Annotated in this window: 15 protein-coding genes; 3 read left to right on the top strand and 12 right to left on the bottom strand. The window is 63.3% G+C overall.

What is annotated here, in order from left to right; translation table 11 throughout:
- Nucleotide 1 precedes the first annotated feature (1 nt).
- The 4 genes from JEQ47_RS12185 to JEQ47_RS12170 are packed head-to-tail and all read right to left on the bottom strand — an operon-like array spanning nt 2 to nt 4473.
- A complete protein-coding gene (locus tag JEQ47_RS12185; RefSeq protein ID WP_198876662.1) occupies nt 2-982 on the bottom strand; it encodes an iron-siderophore ABC transporter substrate-binding protein in 981 nt (326 codons plus the stop codon).
- Between the two features lie 25 nt (nt 983-1007).
- On the bottom strand, nt 1008-1982 hold the full coding sequence (locus tag JEQ47_RS12180) for an iron-siderophore ABC transporter substrate-binding protein (RefSeq protein WP_198876661.1): 975 nt from the start codon (nt 1980-1982) through the stop codon (nt 1008-1010).
- 52 nt (nt 1983-2034) lie between these two features.
- On the bottom strand, nt 2035-3228 hold the full coding sequence (gene rlmC / locus JEQ47_RS12175) for a 23S rRNA (uracil(747)-C(5))-methyltransferase RlmC (protein WP_198876660.1): 1194 nt from the start codon (nt 3226-3228) through the stop codon (nt 2035-2037).
- 21 nt (nt 3229-3249) lie between these two features.
- On the bottom strand, nt 3250-4473 hold the full coding sequence (locus JEQ47_RS12170; protein WP_198876659.1) for an LL-diaminopimelate aminotransferase: 1224 nt from the start codon (nt 4471-4473) through the stop codon (nt 3250-3252).
- A 418-nt stretch (nt 4474-4891) separates the two neighbouring features.
- On the opposite strand from JEQ47_RS12170, the gene JEQ47_RS12165 reads away from it, so the two are divergent.
- Together JEQ47_RS12165 and JEQ47_RS12160 are read left to right on the top strand one after the other, a co-directional pair.
- The gene (locus tag JEQ47_RS12165; protein WP_198876658.1) at nt 4892-6181 is read left to right on the top strand and encodes a glycosyltransferase; all 1290 of its coding nucleotides are present in this window, start codon (nt 4892-4894) and stop codon (nt 6179-6181) included.
- A gap of 24 nt (nt 6182-6205) precedes the next feature.
- Nucleotides 6206-8242: an NAD-dependent epimerase/dehydratase family protein gene (locus JEQ47_RS12160; protein WP_198876657.1), complete on the top strand. Its 2037-nt coding sequence runs from the start codon at nt 6206-6208 to the stop codon at nt 8240-8242.
- Nucleotides 8243-8428: 186 nt separating this feature from the next.
- On the opposite strand, the gene lon is transcribed toward JEQ47_RS12160, so the two are convergent.
- The 4 genes from lon to JEQ47_RS12140 all read right to left on the bottom strand — a co-directional run bounded on the left by lon (nt 8429) and on the right by JEQ47_RS12140 (nt 14155).
- Nucleotides 8429-10855, bottom strand: coding sequence for an endopeptidase La (gene lon / locus JEQ47_RS12155; RefSeq protein WP_198876656.1), 2427 nt, complete (start codon nt 10853-10855; stop codon nt 8429-8431).
- Between the two features lie 225 nt (nt 10856-11080).
- Nucleotides 11081-12130, bottom strand: a complete 1050-nt coding sequence (locus JEQ47_RS12150) for a FecCD family ABC transporter permease (protein ID WP_407931781.1) — start codon at nt 12128-12130, stop codon at nt 11081-11083.
- Nucleotides 12127-13161, bottom strand: a complete 1035-nt coding sequence (locus tag JEQ47_RS12145; RefSeq protein ID WP_198876655.1) for a FecCD family ABC transporter permease — start codon at nt 13159-13161, stop codon at nt 12127-12129. The genes JEQ47_RS12150 and JEQ47_RS12145 overlap by 4 nt, the downstream gene beginning before the upstream one ends.
- 7 nt (nt 13162-13168) lie before the next feature.
- Entirely contained in the window at nt 13169-14155 is a 987-nt protein-coding gene (locus JEQ47_RS12140) for an iron-siderophore ABC transporter substrate-binding protein (RefSeq protein ID WP_198876654.1), read from the bottom strand.
- Between the two features lie 92 nt (nt 14156-14247).
- Between JEQ47_RS12140 and rocF the strand changes: the two genes are divergently transcribed.
- The gene (gene rocF / locus JEQ47_RS12135; RefSeq protein ID WP_198876653.1) at nt 14248-15219 is read left to right on the top strand and encodes an arginase; all 972 of its coding nucleotides are present in this window, start codon (nt 14248-14250) and stop codon (nt 15217-15219) included.
- Here the strand turns inward: rocF and JEQ47_RS21055 are convergent.
- The 4 genes from JEQ47_RS21055 to JEQ47_RS12115 all read right to left on the bottom strand — a co-directional run bounded on the left by JEQ47_RS21055 (nt 15216) and on the right by JEQ47_RS12115 (nt 19078).
- A complete protein-coding gene (locus JEQ47_RS21055) occupies nt 15216-16382 on the bottom strand; it encodes a GGDEF domain-containing protein (RefSeq protein WP_198876652.1) in 1167 nt (388 codons plus the stop codon). The genes rocF and JEQ47_RS21055 overlap by 4 nt on opposite strands.
- Nucleotides 16383-16518: 136 nt before the next feature.
- Nucleotides 16519-17796, bottom strand: a complete 1278-nt coding sequence (clpX, locus tag JEQ47_RS12125; protein ID WP_198876651.1) for an ATP-dependent Clp protease ATP-binding subunit ClpX — start codon at nt 17794-17796, stop codon at nt 16519-16521.
- Nucleotides 17797-17969: 173 nt separating this feature from the next.
- A complete protein-coding gene (locus JEQ47_RS12120; RefSeq protein WP_198876650.1) occupies nt 17970-18599 on the bottom strand; it encodes an ATP-dependent Clp protease proteolytic subunit in 630 nt (209 codons plus the stop codon).
- 251 nt (nt 18600-18850) lie between these two features.
- Nucleotides 18851-19078, bottom strand: a complete 228-nt coding sequence (locus tag JEQ47_RS12115) for a hypothetical protein (RefSeq protein WP_198876649.1) — start codon at nt 19076-19078, stop codon at nt 18851-18853.
- Between the last annotated feature and the right edge of the window lie 97 nt (nt 19079-19175).

The raw sequence follows: 19175 nt of genomic DNA, 5'->3' as shown, positions 1-19175 counted from the left end.
CTCAGTTCTTTCCGGCAGTGACGCCGTCGGCGATGAGCTTGATATACTTTGGATAGCCCCACTTGAGCGAGAGCGCGCTGGGCGGGGAGATCGAATTGATGAGTTCGGCGCCGACGACGCTGGCCACGGCGCCCTCGGCAACCTGCGGATGCAGGGCAATGACGGGGTTGGCGAAGAAGGCGGCCTTGTCGTCCTCGGTTTCGAAGTAGGACACCAATACATCGGCGGTGAGGTCGTCGAAGACCTCATAGGCGAGCGAGAAGACCGAGAAATTGAGGCCGGCAGTCTTGGCCAGTTCGGCGACACTGGGCGCCGAGACGAGACCCGCATCGACCAGAAATTTCACCCGGCTATCGAATTCGGCAAAGACGTCGATCTGCCCGTTATAGTCGGAAATGGCCGCAAAGGTGGCGCCAGCCAACTGGGGATATCTGGCAGTCTCGTCGACGATGAATTGTTCGAGTTCGGCGACCAGGGCCTCGCCCTCGGCCTTCTTGCCCATGGCCTCACCGGTGATGGTGATGGTGTCCTGCCACGACGTATCCCAGGGTTCGCCGGGGAAAGCGACGACCGGGGCGATGCCGCTCAGAACATCGTATTGCTCCTCGGTGATGCCGGAGTAGACAGCGAGGATCAGGTCCGGCTGCAGAGCGGCAATGGCCTCCACGGGCGGCTCGCGGCCGGTATCGGGCAGAATGGTGGGGAAGTCGGCGCCAAGCTCGGCCACGGCATCCTTTGTCCAGTTCAGGGCGCCATTCTCGTCGCCGCCATAGCCGAAGAACGGGATGCCGACGGGGACTTCACCCAGGGCAATGACGGCATCCTGGCCAGCCCAGCCCCAGGTGACGATGCGCTGCGGCTTGGCGGGGATTGTGGTCTCGCCATAGGCATGAGGCAGGGTGACCGGGAAATCCTGGGCCTGCACGGTTGCCGCCGCAAGCGCGAGGAAAGTCGCACCTACAATGCTCACAAAGTGATTCATCTGACGCTCCTAAGGCGCTGATCGGTCAACGGTTCGTTACAGCTTGCGCTGCGGTGGCGAGGACCTCAAGATAAGTCGGAAACCCCCAGCGCAGCGACAGGGCACTGGGCGGAGACACGGCGGCGACATTCTCGGTGCCGACCAGCGCGGCAAGGCCGCCATCGACGATCGGCGGATAGGTCTGGGCTTGCGGCGTCGCCAGCCAGGTGTCGAGCGCGGCTTGTTCCTCGTTATAGGTCACGAAGATATCGGCTTCGAGCTGATCGAAGAGTTCATAGCTGAGCGGATAGTAGAACTGCCCGTCATCGGGCGCGAGAGTAGCCACACTCGGGTCGAGCGTCATGCCGAGATCCGTGAGGAATTTTATACGGGCATCTAGTGGGGCCAGAACAGCCATCGCGCCGTCATAGTCATTGGCGCTGGCAAAGGTGACTTCGGCCAGTTCCGGATACTTGGCGAATTCGGATGCCAGCCAGGCTTCGGTTTCGTCGACCATCGCTTCGGCTTCGTCGGCCTTGCCGAGCGCGGCGCCGACCTGGCGGGTGACGTCCTGCCATGGGGTGGACCAGGCGTCACCGGTATAAGCGACGGTCGGGGCGATGGCCGAGAGCAGCGCATACTGCTCTTCGGTGACGCCGGAGAAGACGGCGAGGATCAGGTCGGGCTCGAGGGCGGCAATCTGCTCGAAAGGCGGTTCCCCGGCATTGTCGAGGATGACAGGCGTTGCAGCGCCGGCAGCGGCCAGAGCGTCCTCGATCCAGGGCTGGATGCCGTCTTCGCCGCCGCCATAGGACTGGAAGGGCATGCCGACCGGAATGACGCCAAGCGCGATGGCCGCGTCCTCATTGCCCCACCCCCAGGTAACGACACGTTGTGGCGCCGCTTCGATGGTGGTCGAGCCCCAGACATGCTCGAGCGTAACGGGAAAGGCCTGCGCCTGGGCGGCCACGGGCGCCGCGAGCAGGATGGCGGCGGAAACGAGAACGGAGCGGAGAGACATGGGTCACCCATTGCGTGGAGATAGCTCTCCTTACAAAAGGTGATATTGAATGTCATGTATAATTTGAGGTGGAGCGGCGCGACAGCAGCACCATGACTTCGTAGTGGTCAGTCTGCGGGAACATGTCGAAGAGGCGGATGCGTTGCGGCGCATAGGAGGGCATGGCGGCGATGTCGCGGGCGAGCGTGGTCGCGTTGCAACTCGAATAGACGATGGTGGGCGCCCCGGACGCTTCCAGCGTCGCGCAGAGGCGATCGCCAAGGCCGCGGCGCGGCGGGTTGACGATGATGGCGTCGGGCGTGTCGCCCGCGTCGAGGGCTGTGGCGTCGCCCACCTCGAAGGTTACGCCGGAGAGGCCGGCTTCCACGGCGCTCAATCGGGCCGACTCGACGGCCGGCGCACTGACCTCGACACCGTGCACAAGGCGGCCGGGCGCCGCGACATGGAGGGCAAAGCCCCCTACCCCGCAATAAAGGTCCCAGACGGAGCGGGCGCCGACCTCATCGATCCACTCGCGGGCCTGGGCGTATAGACCCATGGCAATGTCGGTATTGGTCTGGAAAAAGCTGGCCGGGCGAAGATGCAGGACGAGATCACCGAGACGCATGGCCAGGGTCTCGTCACCGGCGAGGGCGATCTCTTCGTCGCCCTCAAGGACGGCCTTGTGCTCGGGCAGCAGATTGGCCGTAACGACCGAGAGGTTTGGCAGATCGGCCAACAGGCCCAGCAGGTGTTTGCGAATGCGGCCAAGCGGCTCGGTGGAGCGGAGCACGAAACGCAGCACCAGTTCGCCATCGGGCGACTGGGTGAGGAGGACATGCTTGAGTTCGCCGCGGCGGGTGGGCACGTCATAAGGGGTGATGCGGGCGCGGGAAATGAAGGCGGCTATGGGCGCGAAGGCAGCGCGAAGACCAGGGGAAAGGATGCCGCAGAGGGTGAGATCGACCCCGTGCTGGGTGGCGTCGAGAATACCGAGGGTCGGGCTTTCGGCCGTACCGCCGACGACCATTTTGGCCTTGTTGCGGAAGCCGCTTTGGCGGCTTTGCATGGGCGGGAGCCAGACTGCGTCGGGCCAGAACGCGAGAAGCGTGCGCGCATGAGCAATCTTGGAAGCAAGCTGGACGTCGTAGGGCGTGCCCATGAGGGTGCACGTGCCGCAGACTCCGCGATCGAAGTAATCGCACTGCATGGCGGCGCTCACGGCTGCATCCACCCGACCATCCCAGCGCATGGGAGGCGGCGGCACCGCCGCCTCCCCGATTTCGTTCTACTTCGAAGCCGTGGCGAGCGGCACAACATTGCCCTGACCCGGCTTGGCGCCGAGCAGCTTCTTGACGTTGCGCGCGGCCTGGCGGATGCGCTGCTCGTTCTCGACAAAGGCGAGGCGGATATACTGATCGCCGTACTCGCCGAAGCCGACGCCGGGCGCGACGGCCACGCCGGTCTCCTGCACCAGGAGTTTGGCGAATTCGAGCGAACCCATATGGGCGAACTGGTCGGGGATCGGGGCCCAAGCAAACATGGTGGCCTTGGGCACAGGAATGTTCCAGCCGGAGCGGCCGAAGCTTTCCACCATGACGTCGCGGCGATGCTTGTAGACCTTGCGGACCTCGTCGATGACATCGTCCGAGCCATTGAGCGCAGCGACAGCGGCGACCTGGATCGGCGTGAAGGCACCGTAATCGAGATAGGATTTTACACGCGCCAGGGCGGCGATCAGGCGCTCATTGCCCACGGCAAAGCCCACGCGCCAGCCGGGCATGGAATAGGTCTTGGACATGGAGGTGAATTCGACGGTGATGTCGATGGCGCCCGGAATCTGCAGCACGGACGGAGGCGGCTGATCGTCGTCGAAATAGATCTCGGAATAGGCGAGATCGGACAGAATGAAGATGTCGTGGGCCTTACAATACTTGACCACCTCGGCATAGAAATCGAGGTCGGCGGTGTAGGCGGTGGGGTTGGCCGGATAGTTCAGGACCAGCGCGATCGGCTTGGGGATCGAGTGCCTGACGGCACGATCCAGCGAGCGCATGAAATCCTCGTTCGGATCGGCAGGCATGGAGCGCACGACGCCCCCAGACATGATGAAGCCGAAGGAATGGATCGGATAGGTCGGGTTGGGCACCAGCACCACGTCGCCCGGGGCGGTGATAGCCGAGGCCATATTGGCAAAGCCTTCCTTGGAGCCAAGCGTCGCCACCACCTGGGTGTCGGGATTGAGTTTTACGCCGAAGCGGCGACCATAATAGCTGGCCTGAGCCTTCCGGAGGCCGGGAATGCCGCGCGAAGTCGAATAGCGGTGGGTACGCCCGTCCTTCACGGTTTCCTGGAGCTTGGCAACGATGTGGTCGGGCGTCGGCATGTCGGGATTGCCCATGCCCAGATCGATGATGTCCACGCCCTCGGCGCGCGCCTTGGCCTTGATCGGATCGATATGGGCGAACACGTAGGGCGGCAGACGGCGGATGCGATGGAAGACTTCGCTCATTTATTCCTCGGATGGCCCGGCTGGGGCCTGATGACCGCGACGCGCAAGGCGCTGATTTGCTCCAATTGGACTGGCTGATTATCGCGGAATTATGGTTGTGCAGGGGTTAAGCGTCCGGTGAAGGACGGAGACATTTCTATTCGGCTCTTCCCGGCCGGGTTCCGGCCACGCGGGAAGAGCTATCGGGCGTTTGCCGCGGCCGCGACGGCTGCCACCGGATTGAAGGCGAGCGCTGCTGCAAACCCTGCAATGGTGAACGGAGACGGCATGTCTCTTGCCCTTGTGAAATATCTTCTGCTACCACAACCGAGCGTGGCTGATCACCTAATATGTTTTCCCGCCATGGTTGTAAATGCCGCCAAGCCAGAACATGTAATGGGCTTGCTGCTGCGGCAGAGTAGTTTCGTCGGACAGGTGCATGAGCAAACGCGTCGCGATCGCCACTATCGGTACTGCCGGTGATGTCAGGCCCTATTTGGCGCTCGCCATGGAACTCAAGCAGCACGGACATGACGTTGTGCTGGGGGCCAATGCCGACTTCGAGGACTTCGTGACCTCGCATGGAATCGAATTCCACAACCTCGGCACCAATATCCAGGACTGGCTGCAGGAATCGCGATTCGATACCGCCATCAGCCAGATGAAACTGCACCACTTTCCGCAATTACTGCGCCAGGGCCAGGCGCTGGTCGAGCGCGCCGCGCGCAATTCCTGGGTGATGGCGCAGGGCGCCGACGCCATGGTGGTGAACATCAATACCAGCTTCGGCATCGACATCGCCGAGGCGCTGGACATTCCGGTGATCATGACGGCGATGCAGCCGCTCAACCCGACCCAGGAATTCCCCGTCTGCGCCTATGAGTTCCCCGATCTCGGGCCGACCTTCAACAAGCTCAGCTATATCGCGATGAACATTCAGCAGGGCTATTACGACCTGCCGCGCGATCGCGTGCGCAAGGAGCTGATGGGCCTCGGGCCGCGTAAGCGCGGCGGCATCTTCAAGGATAGCCACGGCAACAACCTGCCGACGCTTTATAACTTCTCTTCCATCGTTTCCCCGCGTCCGCGCGACTGGCCGCAAACGGCCGTCGTCACCGGCTTCTGGTATCTCGACGACAACAGCGACTGGAAACCCTCCGCGGAGTTGCAGCGCTTCCTCGATGCGGGCCCTGCCCCGGTTTACATCGGCTTTGGCTCCATGCCCTTCGGTGCCGAGCGCAATACGCAGATCCTGAAAACCGCACTCGAGCAGTGGGGCGGCCGCGCCATCGTCTCGCGCGGCTGGGGCGGCATCAATGTCGACGACCTGCCCGAAACGGTGTTTGCCGTAGCCGAAGCGCCGCATGACAAGCTGTTTCCGCATTGCGCGGCGGTGATCCATCATGGTGGCGCGGGCACAACTGCGGCGGGCCTGCGGGCCGGCAAGCCAACCTTCACCCTCCCCCAGGCCTATGACCAGCGCTATTGGGGTCGCCGCGTGCGCGCCCTGGGCTGCGGGCCCGCGCCGGTGCGCCTCAGAGCCGTGACGCCGGAAATCCTCGCCAGCGCGCTGCATGAACTGACCACCAACCAGACCATGGCCGCCAATGCCAAGTCGATCGGCGAAATGCTGCGCGGCGAGGACGGGCTGACCACGGCGGTGCATTTCATCGAAGCCACAATCGACGCAGCGCAAGCCGGCGCACGGCGGTTTTCCGCTCCGCTCTAGAGACGACCAGGAAGGGGCACGCACGTGAAGATCTGCCTGGTTGGAGCGGGAGGCGGTATTGGGCGGCAATTGCTTAAGACCTTCTCGTCCAAGCATGACGTTTGCGCCGTCTATCGCACCCTGCCCCAGCATGCGGGCAGCGAAACGGTGGCTTTTGGCGATGAGAATGGCCTGGCAGAAGCGGTGCAGCAGGCCGACGTGGTGGTGCATGCGGCGCTCAACACCCGAGCGCGCGGCAAGGACTTCATCCCCGCCAACCGGTCGGTCACCGAAAAACTGCTGGCCCTGATTCGGCCCGGCCAGTGCCGGCTCTTCGTTTATTTCAGCTCGCAGGTGGTCTATTCCGCGCTCGACCCGGTTGCCCATCCGGTACAGGACGAGTCGCTGGACCTCGAAGAGAAGGGCAAGCTCGACGCCTATACGCGTCTGAAGCTCGTCGAGGAAAAGCGCGTCATCGAGGTCTGCAAGGCCAAGGGGATCGATTACCTGATCGTGCGGCCGACAGTGGTCATGGGCCCGCATATGCAGTGGTCGAGCGGCATTGTCGATGCCATGCGCTGGGCTCCTGTCGGTCTCAAGAACCGCACATTCAACCTCATCCATGTCGAGGATCTGAGCGCGCAATTGCTGGCGCTGATCGACAATGGTGTGGTCAACGAGGTGGTCAACCTCGGCGATCTCGATGTTTCGTCGGACGATTATTTCCGCCACGCGGCAGGCCTTGCCGGGCGGCCGATGTTCCTGGCGCCGGACTGGCTGGCGGGAGCAGCGGGCGCCGCCATCCCGTCGACGCTGTGGTTCCTAGCGCATGACGTGACCGTGGATACGCAAAAGGTGCGTCGCCTCAGCGGCATCACCACCAACCGTGCGCTGGGCGAATTCTTCGAACCGGCGGCACGCGTGGTGCCGGCAAAGGACCTCGAGGCCATCCGCAGCGTCGTCTCAAGCGGCAAACCCTTCCACACCATTGGGCGCGGCTATTTCCTGTGGTTCAACGACAAGCTGAGCTCCGACCAACTGGTGATGGGCCACTATGCCGGCATAGTCGGGCTCGAAGGCGATGAGTTCACGGTGCGCGCCGGGACGACGCTGCGCGCCATGCTGGATTTTCTCGCGCCGCGGGGATTGACGCTGGGCACCCTGCCCGAATTCGTCGACATCTCCGCCGGAGCGTGCTTTTTCGCCGAGGTTCACGGCAGCAGTGCCGATTATATTTCTGTCTACGACCTGATCTCTGCCATCCGCTATATCGGCAAGGATGGTGTGGAAGTGTATCTGCGCCGTGACGATGCCGTGTGGGACAAGCTGCGAGCCGAGACCGGCATCGTGGTGACGGAGGTGACCTTCCGCTGCCAGTCCAACCAGCGGCTGGCCAATGTCATCGAATGGCATCCGGACACGCGGCTCGAGCACTATGTCGACGGTGGCTACCGCGCCAATTTCAGCACCACGGTGCACTGGTATCCGCGCAGCCACGAGCTGATGGTCTACAACGTCAACCCGGTGGGCGAGAACCGCCCGAAAGACCGGGGACCATTTGCGCCGATGCGCGGCTCGCCGGCCCTGATGCAGAAGCTGCTGCTGAGCCTTCGCCTGCGCGGGCGGCTGCGGATCGTCGGGCCGGCCGAGCAGGTGCTGGCACCCTGGACAGGCGTGCCCGCCAAGGAGCTGGTGGGCAAGATTTTTCGCGATGGGCACCGGCGCATCCGCAATCTCGAAGTCTGCGTACCCGACTATTGCGCGTCAAATTTCTTCGCCCGGTTGCGCCAGCATATCCCGCAGATGCAGATCAATCCCGGCCAGGGCATCGGGGTTCGCTTCACGCGCCAGCCGGCGACGGATCGCGGCTTCGTCTGGGTGGAGATGACCTCGCGCAATGCCGAACAGATGCACGCGATGGTGGACATGGCGCGCGAGGCCTGCGGCGACGCGTTCTGGCTGCATCGCGGCAAATATGTGCCACGCGGGGTCGGCGTCGACCACCTGTTCATTCCGCGCAACCCGGTCAACATCTCCCTCAGCAAGGTGACGCCGGTCGGCGACGCTACCAGCGGTAGCTGATCCCACCAGCGAAGAGCCCATCGGCCCGCCTCGGGCGCGAACCGCAGGCCATTCTCAGCAGCACAAGCGCTCCGGTGGTCGCAAGGAGTGGCCCTCGGTTCGAGGGCGGAACGATGGGCGTGACTGCCTCTTCAAAACAAAGATGGCGGCCCGAGGGCCGCCATTTTCATTTGGAGTGTGCTGCGATCAGTGGGTGACGCTGACGCCGGCGTCGTCGACCGGTTCGGTCTTGGTGGCGACGGCGGGTTCGGCGTCGAAGTTCCACTCGATGGCTTCGGGCTTGCGCACCAGAGCGCGTTCGATGACCTGGTCCATGCGGGAGACCGGGACGATCTCCATGCCTTCCTTGACGATGTCAGGAATCTCCTGGAGATCGCGGACGTTCTCTTCGGGGATCAGCACAGTCTTGATGCCGCCGCGCAGGGCCGCGAGCAGCTTCTCCTTGAGGCCGCCGATGGGCAGGACCCTGCCCCGCAGCGTGATCTCGCCGGTCATGGCGACATCGTTGCGCACCGGAATGCCGGTCATCACCGAGACGATGGCAGTGGCCAGGCCGATACCGGCCGAGGGACCATCCTTGGGGGTGGCACCTTCGGGCAGGTGGACGTGGATGTCACGCGTATCGAACATGGGCGGCTTGATGCCGTAGTCGATGCTCCGCGACTTCACGTAGGCCTGCGCCGCGGTCAGCGACTCCTTCATCACTTCCTTGATGTTGCCGGTGACCGACATGCGGCCCTTGCCCGGCGTCATCACGCCTTCGATGGTCAGCATTTCGCCGCCGACAGAGGTCCAGGCGAGGCCAGTGACGAGGCCCACCTGGGCTTCGGCTTCGATCTCGCCATGCTTGAAGATCATCGGCCCGAGATACTCGGCCAGCTTCTCGTCGGTGATCTCGATCGACTTGACCCTGGTCTTGACGATCTCGGTCACGGCCTTGCGCATCAGCTTGGAAATTTCGCGCTTGAGATTGCGGACGCCGGCTTCGCGGGTATAGCCGCGGATAACCTTCATCAGCATCTCGTCGGAGAGCACGAATTCGTCATGCGCCACGCCGTTTTCCTTGGCGGCTTCGGGCATCAGGTGCTGCTTGGCGATCGCGTGCTTCTCTTCTTCGGTGTAACCGGAGAGGCGAATGATCTCCATGCGGTCCATCAGCGGGCCCGGAATGTTGAGCGTGTTCGAGGTGGTCACGAACATCACGTCCGAGAGGTCGAAATCGACTTCCAGGTAGTGGTCGTTGAACGTGTTGTTCTGTTCCGGATCGAGCACTTCGAGCAGGGCCGAAGACGGATCGCCGCGGAAGTCCTGGCCCATCTTGTCGATCTCGTCGAGCAGGAAGAGCGGGTTGTTCTTGCCCACCTTCTTGAGCGACTGGATGATCTTGCCGGGCATGGAGCCGATATAGGTGCGGCGGTGGCCACGGATCTCGGCCTCGTCACGGACGCCGCCGAGGGCCATACGCACGAATTCACGGCCGGTCGCCTTGGCGATCGACTTGCCGAGCGAGGTCTTGCCGACGCCCGGAGGGCCGACGAGGCAGAGGATCGGGCCCTTGAGCGTGCCGGTACGGGCCTGCACGGCCAGGTATTCGAGGATGCGCTCCTTGACCTTCTCAAGGCCGTAGTGATCTGCATCGAGGACCTTTTCGGCCAGAGCCAGGTCGCGCTTGACCTTGCTCTTCTTGCCCCAGGGGAGCCCGAGAAGCGTATCGAGGTAGTTACGGACCACCGTGGCTTCGGCCGACATCGGGCTCATGCCCTTGAGCTTCTTGATCTCGCCTTCGGCCTTGGCCTTGGCTTCCTTGGAAAGCTTGGTCTTGGCGACGCGCTCTTCGAGCTCCGTGACCTCGTTGGCCCCATCTTCGCCATCGCCCAGCTCGCGCTGGATCGCCTTCATCTGCTCGTTGAGGTAGTATTCGCGCTGGGTCTTTTCCATCTGCCGCTTGACGCGGCTGCGAATGCGCTTTTCCACCTGCAGCACACCGATCTCGCCTTCCATGAGGCCGATGACCTTCTGCAGGCGCTCGATGACCGACACGGTCAGCAGCAGATCTTCCTTTTCGGGGATCTTGATGACGAGGTGGCTGGCGATGGTATCAGCCAGCTTGGATGCATTCTCGATCTGCCCGACGGCAGCGACCACCTCGGCCGAGATCTTCTTGTTGAGCTTGACGTAGTTCTCGAACTCGGACTGAGCGGAACGAGCCAGGGCCTCAATCTCGGTGGCGTCTTCCTCGGGCTCCGGGAGCACCGAAGCCTCGGCTTCGAAATAGTCCTCGGTCTGGAGGTAGGTGTCGATGGTGGCGCGGCTGAGCCCCTCCACGAGAACCTTGACGGTGCCGTCGGGGAGTTTCAGCAACTGCAGCACGGTGGCAATGGTGCCCGTGGGGTAAATCTGATCCGGCGCCGGATCATCGTCCTGCGCGTTCTTCTGGGTGACAACCAGAATGTGCTTGTCGTCGCGCATGACTTCTTCGAGCGCCTTGACGGACTTCTCGCGGCCCACGAAGAGCGGCACGATCATACCTGGGAAGACGACGATGTCGCGCAGGGGGAGGACCGGGTAAACCCGGTCCCGGCTTGTTTCGCCGGTGGAGGTAACGTCCGACATCACATTTCCTTTCCGGGGCGCGCCGGAGGGAGGAGTGGTAGCGCGCCCGTATTGCGACTGCCCAATCCAGAAAAGGCTGGGCGATTCAGGTTAATAAATAGGGTGGACCACCCTGCTCGCAAGTCAACCTTTGCGGTTTTGTGACCGATAGCGTTACTTCGCACAGGAGATATGCGTGCAAGCCGGAAACACTGCTGTGCCTTGCATGCGCAGGCGTATGCGGCGTCACGTCTTCTCGGCGCGATTGGAGACGACAATCAAATAGATCAGATATGGCGCGCCCAAGGCACCGGTGACGACGCCGACGGGAAAACGCGCGCCGAGCAGGTATTGTCCGGCGAAATCGGCAACCAGCACCAGCAGGGCGCCGGTCAACGCCGAGGGGATCAGCGCGGACCCGTAATGGCCCACGAGGCGCGTTGCGATCGGGCCGGAGAGAAAGGCCACGAAGGCGACGGGACCGGCGGCGGCGGTCGCGAAGGCAATGAGCGCCACGGCGGCCATGATGATGAGCACGCGCGAAAGGTTGACCCGTTCGCCCAGGGCTGCGGCGGTGTCCTCGCCCAGGCGGAGGTTTTCGAGCGCGCGGGCGCGGCTGAGCAGGACCGAGCCGGCAATGACGAGCACCAGCGCCGCCGGACCGATCTGGCCCCAGGCCGCGCCGTTGACGCTGCCGGTGAGCCAGCGCAGCGCCTCGGCCGCATCCCATACCGGCGCGCGAGAGAGCACATAGTAGATGATGCTCTGGCAGATGGCCGCGACGCCGATGCCGGTGAGAATGAGCCGCGCGCCGAATCCGCTGCGCCGGAAGGACAGCACGAAGATGAACCCAGCCACGACCAGACTGGCAGTGACGGCAAAGAAGGCGACGCCGGCTCCATCGAGCGAGAGGACGACAATGGCAAAGACCGCCGCGGCGCTGGCGCTCGAGCTGATGCCGATGATGTCAGGACTGGCGAGCGGATTGCGGAGCAGGGTCTGGAAGGCGGCGCCGCCGAGACCAAAGCTGAGGCCGGCAACAACCGAGAGCACGGCGCGCGGCAGGCGCAGTGTGCCCACGGTGAAATTGGCGCCGCCCATATCGGCGCCGAGCAGAATCTGGATGACCTCGAGGGGCGGAACGAAGGACTTGCCGGCCATGAGTGTGGTGGCGAAGGCGGCGAGCACGAGAATGGCGAGGATGGCGAGGACGATGCGGCGGCGCGTGGCCTGACGGCGACGGATAGCGCCGACGGCAAGGATATCCGTCTCGGTGACCGGCACGATGGCGCTCACAGATCCCGCCCCCGATAGCGCTGGACGATCCAGATGAAGATGGGCGCTCCGACAAAGGCAGTGACGATGCCGACATCGAGTTCACCCGGCCGCGCGATGATACGGCCGATGACATCGGAGGCGAGCAACAGGATGGCGCCACCCAGCGCCGAGAACGGCAGGAGCCAGCGATGGTCGACGCCGACGAGCAGCCGGCAGACATGGGGCACGAGCAGCCCGACAAAGGCGATGGGTCCGCAGATGGCGGTGGTGGCACCGGCCAGGATGACGGCACCGAAGGAGGCTGTGGCGCGGGCCAGCATGACGCGTTCGCCAAGGCCGGCAGCTAGTTCATCGCCCAGGGCGAGGGAATTGAGCTTTCGAGCTGACAAAAGGCACAGCAGGAAGCCGGCAGCGAGGAAGGGCAGAATCTGGATGATGGTGTCGAAGGTGGCGCCTCCGACGCCGCCGATCTGCCAGGAGCGCGCACCTTCGGCGATGTCGTTGCGCGGCAGGATAACGGCGGTGATGAAGGAGGCAAGAGCGATTGAGGTGGCTGTGCCAGCCAGAGCGAGTTTGAGCGGCGTGGCGCCGCCCCGGCCGAGCGAGCCGATGACGAAAACGAAGACCGCCGTGACGGCGGCACCAAAGATGGCGGTCCAGATATAGGCCTGGGCAGCGGCCAGGCCGAACCAGGCGAGGCCGACGACGACCGCCAGGGCCGCCCCCATGTTGATGCCGAGAATGCCGGGATCAGCCAACGGATTACGGGTGACGCCCTGCATCACGGCGCCGGAAAGTCCGAGCGCAGCTCCGGCAATGGCCGCCAGCACGGTACGGGGAATGCGCTTGGTGACGGCAGCCTGCTCGATAGTGTCGGCGAGGCCGTTGAAGGCGGCAAGAATATCGGCGAGGCCGACGTCGCGGGCGCCGATTGCGACGGACAGCGCGCAGCAGATGCCCAGCAGCCCCAGAACGAGGAGCAGCCAGGCCAACCTCAAACGGTTCGGGCGCCCAAGATCGGGCGCCCGTATAGAAGCGGTGGTGGTCACGACGGCCTTACTGCACCTTGGCGGCGGCGTCGGCGAGCAACTTCACATAGTCCTTGAGCACCCAGGAAATCGCCAGGGGCGTGGGGTTGGCGGCGGTGCCGAGCGGGTCATTGCCCAGGGTGACGATGGCGCCGTTGGCGACAGCCGGCATCTTGGCAGTCAGCGGATCGGCATTGAGAGCGTCGATCAATTCCTGGCCGCCGTAAGTGACGATGAGCTTCACGTCGTCGAACACGTCAATATTCTCGGCGCTGACCTCGCCGGAGAAGCTGCCGCCTTCGGAAGCGTCGATGACGCTCTGCGGCATCTGCAGGCCCAGATCCTCGAAGAATTTCACGCGGGTGTCGTGATTGGTGTAGAATTTGATGGTCGACAGATTGGTCGTGTCGAGATGGGTGATGAACATGGCCGGCTTGTCCGCGAGGGCCGGGAACTCGGCCACGGTGGCGGCAATGTCGGCCTCGATGTCGGCGATCAACTGATCCCCTTCCGCCTGCATGCCCATGCCGAGAGCATTGTAGCGGATCATGTCGCGCCAGTCGGTCGACCAGGCTGCTTCCGGATAGGCGACGACGGGGGCGATTTCGCTAAGCGTGTCGTAGGTCTGCTGGTCGAGGCCGGAATAGGAGGCGAGGATCACGTCCGGATCGAGCGCGGCAACCGCTTCGAAGTCGATGCCGTCGCCTTCGTCGAACAGGACCGGCGTTTCGGCGCCGAGCTCTTCGAGCTTTTCCTTGACCCAGGGGAGCAGGCCATCGCCGTCGTCATCGCCAAAATTGGCGGCGGCCATGCCGACCGGCACAACGCCCAGGGCCAGCGGCACTTCGTGATTGGCCCACTGCACCGTGACGATGCGCTCGGGCTTGGCCTCGAGCACGGTGGTGCCCAGGGCATGCTCGATGCTGAGGGGATATTCCTGCGCGATGGCGGCGCCAAAAGTGGCGAGGATTGCGACCGTGACCGGGGCAACCAGACGTGCCAGAGTGAGCTGCATCGAGCCCTCCTAAATATGAAATCGAAAGTCATATTTCAGGAGCCAAAGGCGGTGTCAAGCATTGTGAACCAGCATCACCAGAAGGACGGACCATGAGCCCTGCCCGCACCCAGCGTATCGACATTCTCGGCATTGCCACAGCCTCCGGCGCCTCGGTGCGCGGCTGCGGCATGGGACCGGAAGCCCTGCGCGTGGCGGGCCTGCTGGAGGCGCTGGTCGACCTTGATCTCGCCATTGCGGACCACGGCGACCTGAGGCGCCCGCATCCCGACATATCCACCAACCCCGCCAGCGCGCGCCTGCCCGACGAGCGCAAGGCCGATGTGCTTGACCTTGCTGCCAGAGCCAGCGACGCGGGGCTGGCCATCCTCGAGGCGGGGAATTTCCCGGTCTTCCTGGGCGGCGACCATTCGATCGCCATGGGGACGCTGTCTGCCGTGGCGCGGCATTGCCTGCCGAAGCGCAAGCCGGTGCATGTGATCTGGATCGACGCCCATGCCGACTACAACACGCCTGAGACCTCGCCCTCGGGCAATCTCCATGGCATGCCGCTGGCGCTGCTCTGCGGCGAAAAGGAATTCGACGACAGTTTCCGTGGCGAGTGGCTGGGACGGATCGACCCGCGCAATGTCACCATTTTCGGAGCGCGCTCCATCGACCGCGACGAGCGGCGGCTGGTGCAGGCGCGCGGCGTGGAAGTGGTGGACATGCGCAAGATCGACCAGATCGGCGTCGTCGCGGCGATCCAGCGGGTGATCGACAAGGCCAAGGCGCAGGGCGCGCATCTGCATGTCAGCTTCGACGTCGATTCCATCGATCCTGCCATTGCGCCGGGCGGCGGCACGCTGGTGCCGGGGGGGCTCACTTATCGCGAGGCGCACCTGGTGATGGAAATGCTGCATGACAGCGGCGTCGTCGGCTCGCTGGACGTGGTGGAACTCAACCCGTTTCTCGACCATGGCGGCAAGACCGCTACGGTCATGGTGGACCTCGTGGCCAGCCTTTTCGGCCGCTCGGTCATCGGCGAGGACCCGGGACCGGTGGAATTCGTGACGGAGGCCTAGGCGGCCAGAGCCGTGCTGATGACGGCACAGTCGCGTCCGCTGGCCTTGGCCTGGTAGAGCGCGTCGTCGGCCCGACGATAGACGCTGGCTATGCCATCATCGGCAGAGCCCGACTGCGCAATGCCGGCGCTGAAGCGAACCGGCGTGCTATCGGGTAGCGACAGGCTCTCGGCAAAACTATCGCGCAGGCGCTCGGTAAAATCGTGGGCCGTGCGGGCGTCGACGCCGACATAGACGAGACAGAATTCCTCCCCGCCCATGCGGGCCGCCAAAGCGGGCTCCGGAGTGGCAGACAAAACCGCCGCGCCGAATGCGGCGAGGACGCGATCGCCTTCGTCGTGGCCCCAGCGATCGTTGATGCGCTTGAAATTGTCGAGGTCGATGGCGACCATTGAAAAGCTGGTGCCCTGCCAGTGGGAGCTGCGCCAGAGCTTGCGGCCCTGTTCGAGCATGGCGCGGCGGTTGGCAAGACCGGTCAGCTCGTCGCGGAAGGCCATGTCGCCCAGACGGGCCTCCGCCTTGTCCTTGAGGGCGGCGAGCCAGGACAGGATGATCAGCGTGGTGCCGACATAGCTGCCGATGAAGGGAAGCGTATTCTCGATGCCGCTGGACAGCGCGTAGGCGTTCACCTCGCCCAGAACCAGTTGCTGGAAGGGTCGCAGGATCGCGCTGCAGAAGGAAATGGCGTAGCCGGCGGACATCAGGAGGGCCGTGCTGCGCCGGACCACGCGGGACCCGTGCACTGCAACGAAAATCGAGGCGATGGCGAGCTGGATGCTGAGGACGATGCCGCTGAGCAGGGTTGCCCCCGAGGAATCCGCGCGGAAAGCCAGTACCGAGAGAAAAGCGACGATGGGCGGCCCGACAAACCAGGCCAGATGCACCTTTCGCCCGGTGAGCACGACAATTGAGGCCCATTGCAGGGCGACAGTGGCGCTGATGCAGAAGGCAAAGATGGCGGTGACCAGGAGACTGTCGGTAGCGACTGCGGAAATCAGCGCGACCCAGGTCACGATGGCCATGACCAGCGACCAGCAGAAGATCGCCGTTTCGGGGCGATTGCGGCGCAAGGTCATGATCGGCACGGCGATGGCAAAGACCATGACGCTGACAACACGCGCCACCACCAGCGTCGGCAAATCGAGGGTAAAGGCCGCGTCCACGGCGCCTCCTGACGGCCAGACAAAGCAATACGGCCTCAGGCATTTAAGCCCGAGGCCGTAAAGGATTGGTAATTCCGGCTCTTAGACTGCCGCTGAGATCGGTCCAGCGGATCGGTCTGCCGCAGGCTTGCAGGCATCAGGCGGTGGCCGGAGCCTCGTCCTTCTTGCGCTCGGAATAGATGTAAAGCGGACGCACGTCCTTGCCCTTCACCACTTCTTCCGAGATCACCACTTCCTCGACGCCTTCGAGCGAGGGCAGATCGAACATGGTGTCGAGGAGGATGGCTTCCATGATCGAGCGGAGGCCGCGTGCACCCGTCTTGCGCTCGATGGCCTTCTCGGCGATGGCCTTGAGGGCATCTTCGTGGAAGGTCAGCTCGATCTCTTCCATCTGGAAGAGGCGCTGGTACTGGCGAACCAGAGCGTTCTTGGGCGCGGTCAGGATTTCGATCAGGGCCGGGATATCGAGGTCTTCCAGGGTCGCGAGGACCGGCAGACGGCCGATGAATTCCGGGATGAGGCCGAAACGGACCAGATCTTCGGGCTCGACATCGGCGAGAACCTGGCCGACGCGACGGTCGTTCGGATCCTTGACGGTGGCCGAGAAGCCGATGCCCGAGCCTTCGCCGCGGGCCGAGATGATCTTTTCCAGACCAGCAAAGGCGCCGCCGCAGATGAACAGGATGTTGGTCGTGTCGACCTGCAGGAATTCCTGCTGCGGATGCTTGCGGCCGCCCTGCGGGGGCACGGAGGCAACGGTGCCTTCCATGATCTTCAGCAGGGCCTGCTGCACGCCTTCACCCGAAACGTCGCGGGTGATCGACGGATTGTCCGACTTGCGGGAAATCTTGTCGACTTCGTCAATATAGACGATGCCGCGCTGGGCCTTCTCGACATTGTAGTCGGCGGCCTGCAGGAGCTTGAGGATGATGTTTTCCACGTCCTCGCCGACATAGCCAGCTTCGGTCAGCGTCGTGGCGTCGGCCATGGTGAAAGGCACATCGAGGATGCGCGCCATGGTCTGGGCCAAAAGCGTCTTGCCCGAACCGGTGGGGCCGATCAGCAGAATGTTGGACTTGGAGAGTTCAACGTCCTGGTTCTTGGAGGCGTGGTGCAGGCGCTTGTAGTGATTGTGCACAGCCACGGAGAGGACGCGCTTGGCGCGGCTCTGGCCGATGACGTAGTCGTCCAGCACCTTGCAGATCTCGGCAGGGGTGGGCACGCCTTCGGAGGACTTGACCATGGAGGTCTTGTTCTCTTCGCGGATGATGTCCATGCACAGTTCGACGCATTCATCGCAGATGAACACGGTCGGGCCGGCGATCAGCTTGCGCACTTCGTGCTGCGACTTGCCGCAGAACGAGCAGTACAGCGTGTTCTTGGAGGTTTCGCCGTTCGTTGTCTCTTTGGACATCAGTCACTCCCGGGGGTTGAGCACCCCCAAAATCAAGCGTCAGCAGGCACGCTAACGCCCAAGGCATAAAGAAAGTCTAAGCCGAAACGACCTTAAAGGCCGTTCCGGCTGGGTGCAATTGCGCTTGGATCACAGTCCACGGCGCATCAGCATTGTGCTTAACGCGCGCCAAGTCAGACGGATGCCTCGGGCACGGCGCGTTTTTCCATCACGGTATCGATGAGGCCGAAGGCCTTGGCCTCTTCCGGCGAGAGGAAGCGATCACGCTCGAGGGCGTTCTCGATTTCCTCGTAGGTGCGGCCCGTGTGCTTCTCATAAATCTGATTAAGACGGCGCTTCAAACCCTCGACTTCCTTGGCATGAATCAGGATGTCCGTGACCTGGCCCTGGAAGCCGCCGGAGGGCTGGTGGACCATGACGCGAGAGTTCGGCAGGCTCGAGCGCATGCCGGCTTCACCGGCCGCGAGCAGCAGCGAACCCATGGAGGCAGCCTGGCCCATGACCATGGTGGCGACGGCCGGACGGATAAACTGCATGGTATCGTAGATCGAGAGGCCAGCCGTCACCACGCCGCCGGGCGAGTTGATGTAGAGGGCGATTTCCTTCTTCGGATTTTCCGATTCGAGGAACAGAAGCTGTGCCACGATCAGCGAGGCCATGTTGTCCTCGACCACGCCGGTCACGAAGATGATGCGCTCGCGCAGGAGGCGCGAGTAGATGTCGAAGGCGCGTTCGCCCCGGTTCGACTGCTCGACCACCATGGGAACGAGCGTGTTCATATAAAGATCGTGCGGATCCCGCATAGTTTGCCCCTTGGCCATGCCCCGGGTCGCGGACCGGGCGGCAGGCTTGGTTGTTTTGGCAATCCCCTGCCCCGAGCGCGCATTCGGAGGGACAGTGGGGATGGCCGGAAAATCGAATCAGCGCGACTGGCTGATTGCAGGCGACGCCGCCTTAACGGGCGGTAAAGGCAGAGATAGGCGGCATTGGGGCAGGCTTCAATAGCCGCTCCCAATCTTGTGGGTTCAAGGTGAATGCCGCCGCAACCATCCGATCAGGTAAAGCTGACCACGATGCCCTTCTTGCGGAAATAGGCCTGCATGAGCTTGCGGCCCTGGCGATTGCCCTGCGCGAGCTTGACAGTTTCGAAACTGGCTTCCTTGACGCCCTCGCGGGCCATGGCGCCCTTGAGCGCCGCGATATGGGTATCGAGGTCTTCATTGTCATTTCGGATCGAGGTGTAGATGGCCTCGATGGCGTCGGAATAGCTGATATCGCTCACGGGAACTGCTCCACGGAATTGGTGTCCCTTCCCTAGCGATTTTTTCGGGCAGAGCAAGGCGCAGGGCATAGGCAGACGTGCTGGCAGGTTCTAGATT

It is taken from the genome of Devosia sediminis, from assembly GCF_016411825.1.
GTDB classification, from domain to species: domain Bacteria; phylum Pseudomonadota; class Alphaproteobacteria; order Rhizobiales; family Devosiaceae; genus Devosia; species Devosia sediminis.
Note: the sequence above shows the minus strand (reverse complement) of the source record. Positions and strands in the feature narration are given on the sequence as shown.

Bases quoted from the DNA above. Each gene is read 5' to 3' on its own strand.
- JEQ47_RS12185 (WP_198876662.1), bottom strand. From the start codon at position 982: ATGAATCACTTTGTGAGCATTGTAGGTGCGACTTTCCTCGCGCTTGCG.
- JEQ47_RS12180 (WP_198876661.1), bottom strand. From the start codon at position 1,982: ATGTCTCTCCGCTCCGTTCTCGTTTCCGCCGCCATCCTGCTCGCGGCG.
- JEQ47_RS12170 (WP_198876659.1), bottom strand. From the start codon at position 4,473: ATGAGCGAAGTCTTCCATCGCATCCGCCGTCTGCCGCCCTACGTGTTC.
- JEQ47_RS12165 (WP_198876658.1), top strand. From the start codon at position 4,892: ATGAGCAAACGCGTCGCGATCGCCACTATCGGTACTGCCGGTGATGTC.
- lon (WP_198876656.1), bottom strand. From the start codon at position 10,855: ATGTCGGACGTTACCTCCACCGGCGAAACAAGCCGGGACCGGGTTTAC.
- JEQ47_RS12140 (WP_198876654.1), bottom strand. From the start codon at position 14,155: ATGCAGCTCACTCTGGCACGTCTGGTTGCCCCGGTCACGGTCGCAATC.
- rocF (WP_198876653.1), top strand. From the start codon at position 14,248: ATGAGCCCTGCCCGCACCCAGCGTATCGACATTCTCGGCATTGCCACA.
- clpX (WP_198876651.1), bottom strand. From the start codon at position 17,796: ATGTCCAAAGAGACAACGAACGGCGAAACCTCCAAGAACACGCTGTAC.
- JEQ47_RS12120 (WP_198876650.1), bottom strand. From the start codon at position 18,599: ATGCGGGATCCGCACGATCTTTATATGAACACGCTCGTTCCCATGGTG.